The sequence below is a fragment of the Ruegeria sp. HKCCA5929 genome (genome assembly GCF_013034525.1).
In the GTDB taxonomy this organism is placed as follows: domain Bacteria; phylum Pseudomonadota; class Alphaproteobacteria; order Rhodobacterales; family Rhodobacteraceae; genus Ruegeria.
This window is the reverse complement of sequence record NZ_WQGE01000011.1, coordinates 1-15,932: the sequence shown is the minus strand read 5'-3', so window position 1 is coordinate 15,932 and position 15,932 is coordinate 1. Positions and strand designations below refer to the sequence as shown.

The following is a 15,932-nucleotide window of genomic DNA, read 5'->3' as shown; positions in this document are numbered from 1 at the left end:
TCCTTAGGCGAAGGCTTGCAAGCCCGTTTGCGCGCGCCCTAAAATCAACGCGTGTACGTCGTGGGTGCCTTCATAGGTGTTCACCGTTTCCAGATTGACCATGTGCCGGATGACGTGAAAATCCTGACTGATACCGTTGCCGCCATGCATGTCACGGGCGTGGCGCGCGATCTCGAGCGCCTTGCCGCAATTGTTGCGCTTGATCAGGCTGATCATCTCAGGCGCGGCGCGGGCTTCGTCCATCAGGCGACCCACGCGAAGAGCGGCCTGCAGGCCAAGCGCAATTTCGGTTTGCATGTTGGCAAGTTTCAACTGGAACAGCTGGGTCTGCGCCAAAGGCCGCCCGAATTGCTTGCGATCCATCCCGTATTGATGTGCGGCGTACCAGCAAGCTTCGGCTGCGCCCATGGTGCCCCAGGCAATGCCATACCGCGCGCGGTTCAAACAACCGAACGGCCCTTTGAGCCCCTCGACATCAGGCAACAACGCATCTTCTGAGACTTCGACATTGTTCATCACGATCTCACCGGTGATCGAGGCGCGCAGTGACAGTTTGCCTTCGATCTTGGGCGCAGACAGTCCCGCCATGCCCTTGTCCAGAACAAAGCCTTTGATCTTGCCATCATGTGCCTCGGACTTGGCCCAGACTACAAACACATCCGCGATTGGCGCGTTCGAGATCCACATTTTCGAGCCATTCAGCACATACCCGCCTTCGGTCTTTTTCGCGACGGTCTTCATCCCGCCAGGGTCCGAACCTGCGTCGGGTTCGGTCAGGCCAAAACACCCAATGAACTCGCCGCTGGCCAGTTTCGGCAGGTATTTCTGGCGTTGTTCGTCGGTGCCGTAGGCATAGATCGGGTACATCACAAGGCTGGACTGCACAGACATCATCGAGCGATATCCGCTGTCGACACGCTCAACTTCACGCGCCACAAGGCCATAGGTCACGTAGCTGGACCCGATGCCGCCGAATTCTTCGGGGATGGTGGTGCCCAGCAGCCCCATCTCACCCATTTCGCGGAATATACCGGGGTCGGTTTCTTCGTTGGCAAAGGCATCGGTGACGCGCGGCAACAGTTTATCCTGCGCATAAGCACGCGCGGCGTCGCGCACCATGCGCTCGTCTTCGGCCAATTGATCTTCCAGCAAGAAGGGGTCTTCCCAGGTGAAGGGGCCAAGCTGCGGGCGGGATTGTGGTTTCATGAGAGTTTCCTTTCTACAGCTGATTTAAGACGTTCAAGACCAGCTACAATTGTATTTTGGGCGTAAGCGAAGCTTAGGCGGAAGTGTCCGGGCAAGCCAAAAGCACGACCGGGGACAAGGGCGACACCGGCATCTTCCAGGACCCAGGCGCAAAAGTCCGCATCATTTTTGAAGGGACCGCCGTTATCTGCAAACAATTCCGCGCATGAGGGGAAGGCATAAAAGGCCCCATCAGGCGCGTCACAACGCAATCCAGGAACCGCGTTCAGCCCGGCAACCACAAGATCGCGGCGTTGGGCGAACAGGTCACGGCGTTCTTCCAGTAAGCTTGGGTCACAGGTGATGGCCGCCAAAGAGGCCCATTGCGAAATCGAACACGCGCCCGAGGTCACCTGACCTTGCACCGCCACCATCGCCTTGATCAGATCGGCGGGGCCAATCCCCCAGCCGATGCGCCAACCGGTCATGGACCAAGCCTTGGCCACGCCATTGACGACCAACATACGTTCGGCAAGTTCTGGTGCGGCTTCGGCTACCGAGGTGAACGGAACAAAGCTGAGGTGCTGATAGATTTCATCCGCCAGAACCCAAATCTGCGGGTGCCGTGCCAAAACGGCGGACAGCGCGGCGATTTCATCTTGCGAATAGATGGCCCCGGACGGGTTCGACGGTGTGTTGAGCATCAGCCAGCGGGTACGCGGTGTGATAGCGGCCTCAAGCTGTTCGGGCAGCAGCTTGAAACCCTGTTGCATCGGGCAGGGCAGGACAATCGGCGTTCCGCCCGCCATGCGAACAATATCGGAATAGCTGGTCCAATAGGGCGCGGGCATGATCACCTCGTCGCCGGGGTTGAGGCTGGCCAGCATGGCGTTAGCAATCACCTGTTTTGCACCTGTTGACACGATGACCTGTGCCATCTCGACCCTTGCCTGCCGGGCGATCTCGCTGCGCAGATCGGGGATGCCGGCTGTTGGTGGGTATTTAGTCTTACCGTCTTGCGCGGCGGCGTGGGCCGCCTCGACCACATGGGGCGGCGTGGGCAAATCCGGCTCGCCCGTTGACAGGGCAACGATATCACGACCTTCTGCACGTAGACGGGCAGCGGCCTCTGAAATCTGTACGATCTCGGAAACCTCGATCCCGTTTAGCCGCTCTGCACGTTGGAACAACATGGCATTTCCTTTGAAATTCAGCATGAAACTAATGCCTAAATTACTTGAGAAAAACACCTCAATAGGTATCTTTTCTGTGACTAACGCTCATGGATGTCATGCCCAGGATTAACGCTCTTCCGTCTCTTGCCCTGATGCGCAGTTTTGAAGCCGCCGCGCGCCATGAAAGCTATACCATGGCGGCAGAGGAACTGGGCGTTACGCAGGGCGCGGTCAGTCGTCAGGTGCGCGAGTTGGAGGCGGCGATTGGTGTCACGTTGTTTCGACGTGTCGGGCGCGCGGTGCGCCTTTCCAAGGCAGGACGCGCGTTGCGCGAGGAACTGGCAGGTGATCTTGAACGCCTTAGCGGCACGATCAACCGCGCCATTGCTGCTGGGGATGGTGCAACGCTGTTGACCATGGCTGTACTGCCTACCTTTGCGTCGCGATGGCTGGTGCCGCGCCTGGCCGATTTCAAAGCGTCACATCCCGAGATAGTACTGGACCTTCATTCCTATACGACGCCATTTAGCTTGGAAGAAAGACGCGTGGACGTTGCCATTCACTTTGGTCACGAAGACTGGCCGGGTGCCACGCTACGCAAGCTGTTCCCGGAACATCTGGTGGTCACGGCTGCGCCTGCACTGGTGGGCAGCGCTGGGCTGGAGGAAAAACAAGATGTGTTCGATCTTCCGCTGTTGCATCTCACGTCTCGGTCCCAGCAGTGGTCAGACTACCACGCCAGTCTGGGGTTGGATGCGCGTGCTGTGTTCCCGGGTATGCGTTTTGATCAGTTTTCGATGCTGATCGAGGGGGCCGTGGCCGGGTTGGGGGCTGCGATCCTGCCGTCTTATCTGATCGAGGCCGAGTTGGCCTCGGGAACGCTTGTCGAGATTGGTCAGATCGCGAACATGTCGGGCAGCGCGTATTACGTCGCTTTTCCAACAGGGCAGAAAAATGAAGCGGTTCAGCTCTTTTCGAACTGGTTGATCAAACAGTCGAAGCAACGGCGATCAGCCGGGTAGCTATGAGGATCAAAAAAGGCCGCACCGGGTTTGCCCTCCTGATGCGGCCACCTTGTGTTGATTTCTAAGGCTGCTGTTTTGTGAGTTGCACAGGTCTTAGATGTCGAACTTCACACCCTGTGCCAGAGGCAATTCAGCAGAGTAGTTCACTGTGTTTGTTTGCCGACGCATATAGGCTCTCCACGCGTCCGAGCCGCTTTCACGTCCGCCGCCCGTTTCCTTTTCACCGCCGAACGCGCCGCCGATCTCGGCCCCTGATGGCCCGATATTGACGTTGGCGATGCCACAATCGGATCCGGCTGCGGTCAGGAACTGCTCGGCCTCGCGCATGTTCAGGGTGAACACGCAAGAAGACAGCCCCTGTGGCACATCGTTTTGCAGCTCGATGGCCTCGTTGAAATCCTCATAGCCCAAGACATAAAGGATAGGCGCAAATGTTTCGGTCTTCACAGTATCGGACTGTCCGGGCATCTCGACGATCGCGGGTTCCATATAGACGCCGCCGGGGACACCTTCGGTCACGCGGTTGCCGCCGAACACCTTACCACCTTCACCCTCTGCCGCCTTCAGCGCAGCTGTCATGGCTGCGCCCGAGGCTTCATCCACCAAAGGCCCGACCAGAGTGCCTTCAGCCATTGGGTCGCCGATGGGCAAACCAGAATAAGCTTTCTTGAGGCGGGCCACCAATTCGTCCTTGATCGAGTTGTGAACGATCAGGCGGCGCAAGGTTGTGCAGCGCTGACCTGCGGTGCCAACGGCCGAGAACACAATGGCGCGCACGGCCATTTCCAGATCTGCCGAGGGGCCAACGATCATCGCGTTGTTACCACCCAGTTCCAGAATGCACTTGCCAAAGCGCGCCGCCACGATGGGCGCCACCGCACGACCCATGCGAGTCGAGCCGGTTGCCGAGATCACGGGTACATCTTCGCTTGAAACCATAGCCTCGCCCAAAGCCGCGCCGCCGATCACGGTCTGCAACAGACCGTCAGGGGCGTCGCCAAAACGAGCCAGAGCGCGTTCAAAGATCTTCTGGCATGCCATTGCAGTCAGCGGTGTCTTCTCGGACGGTTTCCAGATCACCGGATCGCCACAGACAATCGCCAGCGCGGCGTTCCACGACCAGACTGCGACCGGGAAGTTGAAGGCCGAGATGACACCGACCGGCCCGGCAGGGTGCCAGGTTTCCATCATCCGGTGGCCCGGACGCTCGGACGCGATGGTCAGACCGTAAAGCTGCCGCGACAAACCAACGGCAAAGTCGCAAATATCGATCATCTCTTGCACTTCGCCCAGACCTTCGGACGTGATCTTGCCGGCCTCCCAGCTCACAAGTGCTCCAAGATCGTCTTTGGCTGCGCGCAGTTCTTCACCTAGCAGCCGGATCAACTCGCCCCGCTGCGGTGCGGGCACCACGCGCCAGGCTTTGAACGCAGCCTGCGACCGGGCGATGATCGAGTTCATCTCAGCGGCGGGCGCCTCATGTACGTCGGCCAATACACGACCATCGATCGGAGACGTCACCTGCAAGGTGCCGCCGGTCAATTCAGCCACAGTCAGGTCCAGTTTCGAAAGTGTGGTTTCTGCTGTCATTACAACGTCTTTCATGTCTCAAGCCGCTTTGTTTTGAGGGGTTGCATCACCAGCGCGATAGAGCGCGCCAAATTCAGTGTTCAGGAAGTCGGGCAGCTTCACCTGCTCTTGCCGGACAAAGCCTTTCGAAGGCAGCGCACCCGTGCGCATCAGGTCGACAACACCCAGAACGCCTGCGGCTGTCGTGACCTGAATGGCGCTCCAGGTCTGGCCGCTGATGTCACGGGCAAAGCTTTTGTTTATCAATGATTTCTCACGCAGCGCGCCGTCGATCATGCCCTTGGCGGTGCAGTAGACCAGAACAACGTCCTGATCGGTGCGGGGCAGGGCGGACTCGAAAATCTCTTTCAGCAGATCGCGGCGACGTTCCAGTCCTAGGTCATGCAACAGCAGTTTCAGAATATCGCAGTGACCGGGATAACGGATCGACCGATACGAGACCGACCGCGCCTTACCTTCCAGCGTTTCGGGCAATGTGCCCAGCCCGCCCGAAGTATTGAAACATTCGTATTCCACGCCGTCATGTCCCAGAACCTCGTAGTCTTCCAGCGGCGCGGTCTTGACCCGTTGGCCGTTCACGATGGCATCGCAGGGGTTGCAATACTCGTTGATCAGCCCGTCGGTTGACCAGGTCAGGTTGTATTTCAACGCGTTGGTCGGATAGAGCGGCAGTGCGCCCACGCGCATGTGCAGGCTGTCGATTTCATCAAACTCAGCGGCCAGAGATGCCCCCGCGATTCCAACAAAGCCCGGCGCCAGCCCGCATTGCGGCATGAACGCGGTCTGGCTGCCCTCGGCCAAGGCGCGCACAGCGCTCGTGGCGGCCACGTCCTCGGTCAGATCAAAGTAATGCGCGCCTGCCTTTTGAGCCGCCTCGGCAATCTTTGGTGTCAAAAAGAAGGGTGCTGCCGAAATGACGGCATCAAAACCGTTCAGACCTGCGGCCAAACTATGCGGGTCGCTGGCGTCGACCTGCTTTGTGGGAACACCAAGCTTTGCAACTTCGGCCAGTGATTTCAGGTCGTGATCCGCAACAGACACGGTGTAATTTGGCGAAGCTTTCAGCAGAGTCGCGATCATCTGCCCGATTTTGCCTGCGCCTACGATACACACATTCCAGGACATTACTGTCTTTGCCTCCCAATTTATGCCTCACTTAACGATGGTTCGCAGGCTGTTCGGGTGGCAGGGTGAAATGTGACGAAACGTACAGGTATTTTGACGTTATGACGGATAAATCGGAATTATGACGGATCAGAGACAGACATCTGAGGTGCTACCTGAAACGGTGATCGAAGGTTACAACACGCGAATATCTGACATGGTGCGGATGGCTGCCATGTCCTGCGCATAAAGCTCTGTAAACGCGTCAAATATATCCGTGTTCCACCCAGGCAAATCCAACTCTTCCTCAACCTGCTCGGGGCGCGCTTGATCCTCGAGGACTTGCGCCAATTCTTCGCGTTGGCCTTGCAAGTCCAAGGGTGTGCGCCGCCCAAGGATCTCCTGCACTTGTCGTTGCCCTGCATCGGTCAAAAGCGACGACAAAAAGGAATACTCATCGGGAAGGAGGGTCTCAATCGGCAACCCTGTCATAGCCCGGATAATATCTCCCCAGATCAGAGGTAGATTTTCGTTTTCCCATACGGTCAGTTTAAACTGAGGCGCAAGTTCGCGCAGGTCTTCGATCATGCTGAGCCAACTGAGGCAGCTGAGGTCGGTGCTGGCCAGAATATCTCGCCGGTGGTCTTCGTGAATGGACATCAGCGTTTTGGGAATGAAAAGTCCGGGGTTCACCAGGCCGATAAACAGCTCAAGCTGCGCGCCTTCCAAGAGGGTTTCGGTAAAGGCTGTCCGCCGTCCCGCAAAAGGATAAATCTGACCATGTTGCAGCGCAGTCCGTCGGGGCCCAAAGAACTTGTCGCTCGACAAAATTACACGCTCCAGGTTGACGTCTTGTGGAAAAAGAGGGGCCAGACTGTCCCGCGTTTCTTCGATCGATGTCCCATGGATCAGTGCATCCGACATGATCTTGACGAATTGACGGGACATGCGCGGGCCCATCGGAGCAGTCTTCATCTCTGCCAACATCTGTCTGTTTGCAACAAGCGACGACAAAATGTGGCCTTCATCGGCAAAGGCTGCACCGGCATGAATGATTACCTGCATGTCGTCTTCCGTACCCTCACATACAATACCCAACCTCGCACATGTCCTTCGCTGTACCAGACATATGTGGGGTTTCTGCCTGAGTGGTTTTTGCACTTTCTCAGGAAAACCGACAATACCTTAGTTCAAGCTGAAAATGAGGCTTGCAGTCCCCGGCCAGAGGAAGTAATCGACTGCCAGTGCCCCTATAGCTCAGCTGGTAGAGCAACTGATTTGTAATCAGTAGGTCCGCGGTTCGAGTCCGTGTGGGGGCACCACTTCTTCATTAAAAATCAATGCTTTACAATGGGATTGAGCGACCCATCCGTTGGGCGCATGCTAAAGCAGACATATAGCAGACATTGTTCGATTCACGGCCAGCGCATCCATGCACCTTGACAAAGCGTTACGGTCAGTACGACTGCTGCTAGCGAGATCATATTGCTCGTAATGGTGTTTTCCTATTTTTTTCAATGTGTTGATATGTTTCGATAAGGAAATATGTTGAAAATCAAAGGCACAATCGCAACCCCGATTGTAGAGAGGCCTTCGATTAACGATAGCCTGAAAAAAGCTCGACATTTTTGTAATATGATATCAATGCATTGCTTTTGCATGAAAAAGAGAGAGCCCAAGCAGGCTCTCTCCTATCTACTGCACTAGTTGCCAGTCACGGCATTTGGAAGCCTTGTCTAATTCAAGTCCGTCGAAGCCTAACCCAATTTCATGCTGTCTATCGAGCACTACCACGACCATAGACAGGCATGTTCAAATTTACAGAAAGCGCACTACAATCATTCGGCTTCCTGATTGTGTTCGACTATGGCCTCTATCATCTCAAAAACTGCGTCAAAAGCATCGAATGCGTCGGCTTCAAATGTGGGGACAATGTTCTCAGCGAATTCTGTCTTGCCCGCCCCAACGTCTTTAAGGTGCGTCAAATCATCGAGTTCTACTTCGAATTTCTTTTTACCCACCATCGTAGAAGCTTTTTTTCGCTTCAACGTCAGCTTCTGCCCCCCGATCTCCTTGGACAAATCCTCGTCTCGAAATAGAAATTCTATAGGTAAGTTGCAGTGTTCTTTGCAGTCTTGGCGGAAATCAGGAGCTGGCAAACGCGCTGCGTAGGATTTACCGTGCATGCCTCGCTTTACCGTATGTCCCCCCACTTCAAATTCTACGAAGTTTCTGTCCAGCTTATAAGCACTATCGCCTTCTGTATCGTAGTCAAAAAGCCCGATCACTGCATGAGGGTGATCAGCGGCAACACCTTTCAACCGTATTGCCAATTTTCCAGCACCTCCATCTCCGGACCCAGCGTTTTCTCCACCTGTCTCGCAAGATCTTATGTGAAAAGGAGGTTCTCCGCCCCTCCGCTTTTCCCACGCAACGTTCAAGATAGAGGCATCGGTTCTACCTTCCGTGAGGACGACCGGTCGTGCAGTATCAGCGAGCTCTGCCTTCAACGCTTCAACCTCGCTCTCCGCTTCAGAAGCTTTAGCTTGGACTAACGCGACTTCTTCTAGAGCTTTGGCAACCGCAGGTAGGTAAAAACCTTCGCCGATAGCTTGTTGCACGTCAAAGTTTTCGAGTTCTCTGCCCTGGATTGGCGTCGAAAGACCATCATGATCTTTCTTCACATAGCACTTTGATACTGAGTCATCCTCCAGAAGGTAAAAGGAGGGACTGTGGGTAGTGGTAAAGACTTGCACTCGTTCGCTTTTCGCCAAAGCTAGCAAACGAAGTGCCTCTGATTGCGCCGCGACAAAGTCGAGCGAGTTCTCCGGTTCCTCGAAGCCCCAAATATGGAAATCGTATTTGTCTTTTTCGGAGATGAAGTTCAGAAGCTCAGGAATATGGCGGGCTTTAATACCATCCCCACGTTGGCGTGTCAGAGATTTAGGTTTTGCGGCTCCAGAAACTTTCGTTTCGAAATCAAGTGATTGGAAAAGTTGCCCAAGACGAGTGGGCGCGCCGATCTTAGTGCCGGCAGAAACCTCTTCGGGTAGAGTGTTAAACATCGCGTTTGTAAGCGACTGTATTTCAGTGGTAAAGGCACCAACCGCAGTTTCAAAAGCAGGCGCTTGGGCTACTGTCTCATGTATTCCAGACAGCAACATTTCAAAGATACTATAGTCTTTGATCGCCGGAATGTAGATAAAGGCGATTTTGTTGATCAAGCGAGTTGCAATGTGCTTTCTGTTGCCTGGAATGCTGCTTGACATTTCCTCGTGATAGTCTTGCCCCCTAGAAACAGTCCACTGTCGTTTTACATAGAACTTTTTACCCAATGACGGTTGGTAAGATCTTGGTGTGTTAAACGTAATTTTTACATATAGAAACTTCCGCACATCGTCAGACTCACCGGCTTCGGTGAAGCGTCGATCATTAAAATCAATCTGAAAATCAAAAGGTTGCGCTCTTTCCGGAGATCCGGAAAAGAACAAGTTTAGTGCACGCACTACGTTAGATTTTCCGGAATCGTTCTTTCCAAAAATGACGTTTAGATCTTTCAGGTGACGGAACTTAAATTTGTAGAAACTTCTAAAATACGAAATCTCGACTTCATCAATTAGTTGCAAGAATTTTCTCCGGTCTCAATGGGGATTGGTGTTGATGGGCGAGGGCTTGCAGGTCAGTTCAACTAGAGAGGGCAAGCTTTAGTTGTTCAAGCGTCCACCATGGTCGTGCAGCATGCACCATTCGGTGACAATTTGAACAGAGAAGCACCAGGTCAGTTAGTTTTGTTGTTTCGCCCGAAGACAACTCCGAAACTGGCTTGGTATGATGGCATTCGATGAAACCTTCTCCGCGCTTACCGTAGGTATTTTCAAAGTCAAAACTACAGGCTTCGCAACGAAGATGACCGTTTTGCTCAAAAAAAGATGCTTTCTTCTTTCTTACTAAAGTCGAATTTCGTTCTCGGACGCGGTGCATTCGTGTGAGCAATCGACCTTCTTTCGCTTCGTCTATGTCGTCTGTCCAAAAAAATGGAGCATCAGCACCTGTGGAAGCTTGTGTTATTTCTAGAATACCAGAAACTGCTCTCTTCAGCGTATCTGGGTGGTTCGCAAACTCGGCCCAAATAACCTCTTTCAACTTGTTACCTCGACTTAGGCCTTTTGTAGAATGATGCGGGTCATGAGACCTAAAGTTCATTAACTTCATAGAAACACCGTTGGCATTTCGGAGCGTTTCGGAACCAGCCAAACCCAACGCCTTCGCAACCTGGCCTATCTTTGCTGTTAACTCGATAACTCCCTGGCTCGCAGGAGAGAAGTAGTCGTCTGAATTGTCTAGATAATAGTCGAGCGCAACAAGTAGTTCGTCTCGAGTCCAAGAGGGATTTCTTTCACTTTTAGTCATGATCGCACGGTAGATAATCCGTGTAAGCTCAGCAAGTTATCATCGCACTCGAACCTCTTTCAACTATCGGCTACCGTTATGCACTATGCCTGACCACGTCACTCCCGAACGTCGCTCCTACATAATGTCACAGGTTGGCCAGACTGATACTAAGCCAGAGCTGATACTTCGGCGAGCTCTGCATCGCCTAGGGTATCGTTACTCACTTCACCGGCGCGATCTTCCCGGCCGACCCGACATTGTCTTCCCATCCAGAAGAAAGGTCATTTTTGTACATGGCTGTTTTTGGCACGGGCATGGCTGCCGCTGGGGTAAACTACCCAAATCTAGACCAGAGTATTGGGGCCCCAAAATCGAAACAAACAAAGAACGTGATAACAGGGTGTTAACCGATCTGAGTGAAAATGGTTGGGATTCTTTAGTTGTCTGGCAATGTGAACTTCGTGATTTTGACGCCGCCATTTGCCGCGTTGAGAGCTTCCTGAAGCGCTAGGTTTCGCTGGTCTTTCGAAGGCTGGACCGATATGTTGATCCAAAACGTCGGGAGGCAGGGCATGGCGCGACCCATTGGTGTCGATCTCTTTTCAGGTGCAGGTGGAATGAGCCTCGGCTTCGAACAAGCCGGGTTCGATATCGTAGCAGCAGTCGAGGTCGACCCAATCCATGCAGCTACTCACAAGTTCAATTTTCCTGAGTGCGCAGTTATCCCTAGGTCTGTCACAGGAGTTGACGGTGCGGACATCCGTAAAGCCGCAAAGATCGGCGATGCTAAGGTAGACGTTGTTTTTGGCGGAGCACCTTGCCAAGGGTTTTCGTTGATCGGCCAACGCGCTCTCGATGATCCAAGAAACTCACTTGTGAAAGACTTTGTCCGCATCGTTAAGGAACTGGACGCAACCTATTTCGTTTTCGAAAACGTGAAAGGCTTAACGGTCGGAAAGCACCGCAAGTTTTTGTTTGAACTAATCGAGGAATTTGAAGCGCTCGGCTACGAAGTTCAAAAGGATTGGCGCGTATTGAACGCAGCTGACTTTGCAGTACCTCAAGATCGACAGCGATTGATCTTGATGGGAGCCAAGCAGGGCAACAACTTGCCGTTGTACCCAAAGACTATTCCGAAACGCCCTACATGCGCGGATGCACTTGGTGATATTCCGAATGCGGAAGACTTCAATGAGTTGCGAAACTCGGACACTGTTCCTTTCAAGGAGTGGGGCGAGCCAAGTAAATATGCTGAACGATTGAGGGGAAAAGGCAATGACGCTTGGATGTATGGGCGCCCTCGAAATTGGGATCCGGACACTCTTACATCGAGTGCCAGGACCGAGCACACAGAAATATCTCGGCGCAGATTCTCGGAAACGGCGGAAGGTGCAGTTGAGCCTATCTCCCGATTTTTTAAGTTGCCGTCCGATGGTGTGAGCAACACCCTCAGGGCGGGCACTGACGGCGCGCGCGGTGCGTTTACCAGTCCTCGTCCAATCCACTACGAATTCAATCGTTGTATAACGGTGCGCGAAATGGCGCGACTACATGGTTTTCCAGATTGGTTTCGCTTCCACGCCACCAAATGGCACGGAGCACGTCAGATTGGAAATGCTGTTCCCCCGCCGCTTGCATATGCGGTTGCTGACCAAGTGATCAAAGCCCTCGGCGTCAGGCGATCACGCCCATCTAAAGCATTGGACCTTGGCGACGAAGCACTGCTGACAATGACTTTGTCTTCGGCTGCGGCATACTGGGGAGTGGACAAGCCGCAGAGCAAACGTGACCGCAAAAGCGGCGCTAAAAAGCGGAAGCAATCAGAAATCGAAGCGACAGTCTAAATTCCTCGCACGGCTGGTTTGAGCTGGTAGATTGCGTCGCTCGCTAACGTAAGCTCGTCGAGTTCGTCGGCATCTTCCCGCTTTACCGCAGCAAACTCAGTTAGATAAAAACCAACTTCCTTTATTGCTCGCAACCCTATTGGAACGACGGTGTCTACGTCGGTTTCGCCAAATGCCGCTTGAACCTGGTTGATTATTTGTTGCGGAATTATGGGGTCATTGTAGTGCTTGGCCTCGCATGTGACCAAAACGGGATAATTATCCTTGAAAGAGCCTGCCTTCCCAAGGAAGAGCGCGTCGATTTCAGTTTGGCGAAGTTTGATCCCCATTTGTAGATGCGCTAATTCGAGCAGTGGGAAAGCCGCTGCCACTGAAAAATGAGTTTCTACAACTCGTAAGTTAATGGCGGTTTGAACGAGCCAAGTTTCGTCTGCTCGACCGAGTGATTTCGTAACCAAAGGTAGGCTGATGGATTGTATGAAGTATCGCTCGGCATCTTCTCTAACTTTAAATGCGTCAGGGAAAGGTTCGGTCTGCCCAACTCTGTAGGGGATGAACTCGAACACATCGCCAGACCCGGTACGCTGTACTGCAGTATAGCGCCGTGCAGCGACTGACGCTGGCCAGTTTTTCGAGGCATTTGCGCCCCGCATAAGATCTTTCATGAAGTTCGCAGGATTTCGGTCGCTCAATTTGCGCCCTAGCAATTTATTGCACTCACGAATTGCTTGAGCCACATCTTCGAGACTCATAAGCGATTTTGTTAACCTGCCACTATCTTCGTCCCAATACTTTTGGAACAAGTGCTCGACAACTTCAGTCTTGTGAGACGCCATTGAAACCCTTTTCTCAAACTATCAATGAGATATCTGGTTTCAACGACCTAAGGAAGTGCACCGCAGCATTTTCTGATCAAATACGATTGTAAGCCACTTTGATTGAAGTGATTGCTTACATTATTCGGTCGAGAATTCTTGGTACTTCACTGCCGGGCGTGTTGCTTGAGTGCAGCTTGAGAGAGACTGGCTTCTGTTTCCCAATCCGTTATCGACACTACGGGTACAAGCATCAAACCCGAAACTTGAGCTCGTTGCTTGTCGTGTGCGAATTTCACCTCTTCCCGAGTAACCATAAGCTTAAAAAGTCGGTCGAATGCCTTCGTTGCGTGCTCAGACTCCGCTTTCGTAATGTCAGCTTGAGCCATGTATTCTTCGAACGCCGATTTCAGATGCTCCAGTGTATCGCAGTCACTGAACCGAACAGGACGGATACGTTTGGACTTTTCGTTGAACAGAATACGCGCCGCATCGGCATCTCCGCCCTGCGCCCTAAGCAGGAGCGCGTTGTTAACACTGGCTTCTTGTTCAGGCGTCATTGCGAGAGCCTCCTTTTCCCTAAAGACATTGTAGGACAGCTTCACATTGATCGCACTGCGCAAAAGTCAGCCATCCCACTTAATGGCTGTCGAAAACAATCTTATTTTTCATGGGCTTGAGTGTCATTTTTTGCTACAAAGTTCGCAAGAAAAGCAAAGGAAATGATCATGCAAAACGCCGTGCCGGAAGGGCTGAATTTTGACGAAAAACAGATGCGTTTTGACCTGAACCACGCACTAGACTTCAACAGAATTTTCGGCGCTTTTCGCTTATACGGCACTTCGGATGAAGTAGGGGCACCTCTGTCCAAACCTCTCTATGGCCGCAAGTACTATTCATTTGATGACTTCAAAGTTGCGTTGGCGGATATGCAAGACAATTGCCTTAAATGGAGTGCAGCCGATCCCAACATTCAGATAGGACATGCGTTCGTATACGTGATGGATGGGAGAGGGCAGAAACCCAAGTTTAGCGCCCACCTGTGGAAGCCGGAAATGCCCGACAGGCTTATCAAGATTGACTATTCAAGCATGCACGATGGAAAAGATCCTTACGAACCATCTGCGTTGGCTGCATTGTTAAATCAGAGTAGAGCTTCGAAAGTTTCCACGATAGCCAAAGCTGCATACGAGATGACCGGTAGCCGGATTTCTGATTTGCATCCATCGGTAGACGGATATGGCAAAGACATTCACCTAATGATGTTTCGGAACACTCTGATTAGGCTGACGCATACAAATCCTATGGTTGTGTTAGAGAGAGGAAAAGACCTACGCGGATATGACGCTAAGATCGAGCATCTTGGCATCTACGATACTGGTTGTGAACGCCAGCATTGCACGTTAACGGACTCCGTCGGGCGACTACTGGAAAATGATTGTTTGCTAAGCTAGTGGGCAGTGTTTTTCGGGGAATACAACGCCGAGGCTCTAGCATAAGCTGTTGCTGGCGTATCAATCTTAAGAAGATTTTTTTTCTGGACGGTCTGTCTAAGTTGTGCTGAATGCGAATTCTGCACCATGCCGAATTTGCGGCCCCAACATACAACAACAAAGCTGAAAGAACCGATGCCAGTCCTAGACTTTAAAGAAATCCCCGAAGCCCACATCGCCAGCGGATTGCAAGATACATTCGAATTGTTCGCACGTGATTTCCTTGTTTTCATGGGATTTCGGATCATTTCTGCGCCGGATCGAGGGGCAGATGGAGGAAAGGACATAATCGCCGAAGAAACCCGAGTTGGTGTCGGCGGTGAAACAACTATTAAGTGGCTAGTCAGCTGTAAGCATAAGGCATCAACTGGGAAATCTGTGAGCCCAACCGATGAGACCAACATCATGGATCGGGTGATTTCAAAAAAATGCGATGCTTTTCTTGGTTTTTACTCGACGTTGCCGAGTACAGGTCTAAACACTGTCTTAGAAGGGATGAATTTTGAGCAAACGGTGTATGACCGAGAGCGGATTGAGTCTCAGTTGTTACATTCAAGCAAAGGGCTGCAAATCGCTGAGCGATATTTCCCGAGGTCTTTGGAGTCTTGGAAGACTAACAACCCACAGCCAGCGCAATTGTTCGCTGACCAAGCCAGCTTAAACTGCCACGTGTGCAATAAAGATCTTTTGGATCACGGTAGTGATGGAATTGTTACGCTTTGGCAAACCATGAAAAATGGAGATTATTCAAAACCAGATTTCTTTGAGAGCGTTTGTTGGACATGCCGCGGACATTGCGACCAAGTGCTGAGGAAGCAAAAGCACAAGGAAGACTTAATCGATAGTTGGGAAGATATTTCTGACATCAAGATTCCAACGGTGTTTCTAAAGTGGGTAATTTCCGTACTTAATGATCAACGAACCGATGTGGCCTACTCTGACGAGGCGTTTGAATCGCTAAAGCAATTGCTTTTGACTGTATTTCCTCACGTAGCACGGGATCTTTCAACAAAAGAGAAGGAACGCATGAGCGCGTTGGTTCAAATTCCTGCTCACTTCGGTGGCATGGGTTTTTAGTCTGAAATTTTGCTTAAGAAACTGCTGTTAACCGACGGAAAGCCGTAGTGTTCCCCTGCAACGAGACCGCGACGCCCTGAGTAGTCAAGCCGTGGATCTTGAGGGGAACACGCGACATAGCAATCTTGGTCCTCAAAAACTGTTCAAGTATAAATTTAAACCTCCCGATCTTTGCTACGGGATGTGCCTCTGTGTGGAACGATGTTGTCCCAGCACGCGACAGGCTCTGCGC

At 52.3% G+C, this 15,932-nt stretch carries 14 protein-coding genes and 1 tRNA gene; 6 read left to right on the top strand and 9 right to left on the bottom strand.

Annotated features, from left to right (window positions below; translation table 11 throughout):
- Positions 1-3: 3 nt before the first annotated feature.
- Positions 4-1,206 carry an acyl-CoA dehydrogenase gene (locus GOV90_RS19645; RefSeq protein ID WP_171091268.1) on the bottom strand — a complete coding sequence of 401 codons (1,203 nt, stop codon included), beginning with the start codon at positions 1,204-1,206 and terminating at the stop codon, positions 4-6.
- Positions 1,203-2,378, bottom strand: a complete 1,176-nt coding sequence (locus GOV90_RS19640) for a pyridoxal phosphate-dependent aminotransferase (RefSeq protein WP_171091266.1) — start codon at positions 2,376-2,378, stop codon at positions 1,203-1,205. The genes GOV90_RS19645 and GOV90_RS19640 overlap by 4 nt, the downstream gene beginning before the upstream one ends.
- Positions 2,379-2,476: 98 nt before the next feature.
- Here GOV90_RS19640 and GOV90_RS19635 point away from each other — a divergent pair, with 98 nt between their 5' ends.
- Positions 2,477-3,382: a LysR substrate-binding domain-containing protein gene (locus tag GOV90_RS19635; RefSeq protein WP_171091264.1), complete on the top strand. Its 906-nt coding sequence runs from the start codon at positions 2,477-2,479 to the stop codon at positions 3,380-3,382.
- 96 nt (positions 3,383-3,478) lie between these two features.
- On the opposite strand, the gene GOV90_RS19630 is transcribed toward GOV90_RS19635, so the two are convergent.
- From GOV90_RS19630 to GOV90_RS19620, 3 genes are all read right to left on the bottom strand, one after another.
- Positions 3,479-4,975, bottom strand: a complete 1,497-nt coding sequence (locus tag GOV90_RS19630; protein WP_371808856.1) for an aldehyde dehydrogenase family protein — start codon at positions 4,973-4,975, stop codon at positions 3,479-3,481.
- A gap of 18 nt (positions 4,976-4,993) precedes the next feature.
- Positions 4,994-6,100: a saccharopine dehydrogenase family protein gene (locus tag GOV90_RS19625; protein WP_171091259.1), complete on the bottom strand. Its 1,107-nt coding sequence runs from the start codon at positions 6,098-6,100 to the stop codon at positions 4,994-4,996.
- A 174-nt stretch (positions 6,101-6,274) separates the two neighbouring features.
- A complete protein-coding gene (locus GOV90_RS19620; RefSeq protein ID WP_171091253.1) occupies positions 6,275-7,144 on the bottom strand; it encodes a hypothetical protein in 870 nt (289 codons plus the stop codon).
- A 181-nt stretch (positions 7,145-7,325) separates the two neighbouring features.
- Here GOV90_RS19620 and GOV90_RS19615 point away from each other — a divergent pair.
- Positions 7,326-7,401, top strand: a tRNA-Thr gene (locus tag GOV90_RS19615).
- 516 nt (positions 7,402-7,917) lie between these two features.
- On the opposite strand, the gene GOV90_RS19610 is transcribed toward GOV90_RS19615, so the two are convergent.
- Both GOV90_RS19610 and GOV90_RS21265 read right to left on the bottom strand, forming a co-directional pair.
- The gene (locus tag GOV90_RS19610; protein ID WP_171091250.1) at positions 7,918-9,705 is read right to left on the bottom strand and encodes an ATP-dependent endonuclease; all 1,788 of its coding nucleotides are present in this window, start codon (positions 9,703-9,705) and stop codon (positions 7,918-7,920) included.
- Between the two features lie 58 nt (positions 9,706-9,763).
- Positions 9,764-10,489 (bottom strand): HNH endonuclease, encoded by a 726-nt coding sequence (locus GOV90_RS21265; RefSeq protein ID WP_171172883.1) that lies wholly within the window; start codon positions 10,487-10,489, stop codon positions 9,764-9,766.
- An 85-nt stretch (positions 10,490-10,574) separates the two neighbouring features.
- Here GOV90_RS21265 and GOV90_RS19600 point away from each other — a divergent pair, with 85 nt between their 5' ends.
- Together GOV90_RS19600 and GOV90_RS19595 are read left to right on the top strand one after the other, a co-directional pair.
- Positions 10,575-10,982, top strand: coding sequence for a very short patch repair endonuclease (locus tag GOV90_RS19600; RefSeq protein ID WP_171091244.1), 408 nt, complete (start codon positions 10,575-10,577; stop codon positions 10,980-10,982).
- Positions 10,983-11,043: 61 nt separating this feature from the next.
- On the top strand, positions 11,044-12,315 hold the full coding sequence (locus GOV90_RS19595) for a DNA cytosine methyltransferase (protein ID WP_171091242.1): 1,272 nt from the start codon (positions 11,044-11,046) through the stop codon (positions 12,313-12,315).
- Here GOV90_RS19595 and GOV90_RS19590 read toward each other — a convergent pair.
- Both GOV90_RS19590 and GOV90_RS19585 read right to left on the bottom strand, forming a co-directional pair.
- Positions 12,312-13,151, bottom strand: a complete 840-nt coding sequence (locus GOV90_RS19590; protein WP_254429049.1) for a hypothetical protein — start codon at positions 13,149-13,151, stop codon at positions 12,312-12,314. The genes GOV90_RS19595 and GOV90_RS19590 overlap by 4 nt on opposite strands.
- A gap of 146 nt (positions 13,152-13,297) precedes the next feature.
- Positions 13,298-13,690: a hypothetical protein gene (locus GOV90_RS19585; protein ID WP_171091240.1), complete on the bottom strand. Its 393-nt coding sequence runs from the start codon at positions 13,688-13,690 to the stop codon at positions 13,298-13,300.
- 168 nt (positions 13,691-13,858) lie between these two features.
- Here GOV90_RS19585 and GOV90_RS19580 point away from each other — a divergent pair, with 168 nt between their 5' ends.
- Both GOV90_RS19580 and GOV90_RS19575 read left to right on the top strand, forming a co-directional pair.
- Positions 13,859-14,584 (top strand): hypothetical protein, encoded by a 726-nt coding sequence (locus tag GOV90_RS19580; RefSeq protein WP_171091238.1) that lies wholly within the window; start codon positions 13,859-13,861, stop codon positions 14,582-14,584.
- Between the two features lie 174 nt (positions 14,585-14,758).
- Complete coding sequence (locus GOV90_RS19575; RefSeq protein ID WP_171091236.1) at positions 14,759-15,700, top strand: restriction endonuclease; 942 nt, start codon at positions 14,759-14,761, stop codon at positions 15,698-15,700.
- Positions 15,701-15,932: the final 232 nt, after the last annotated feature.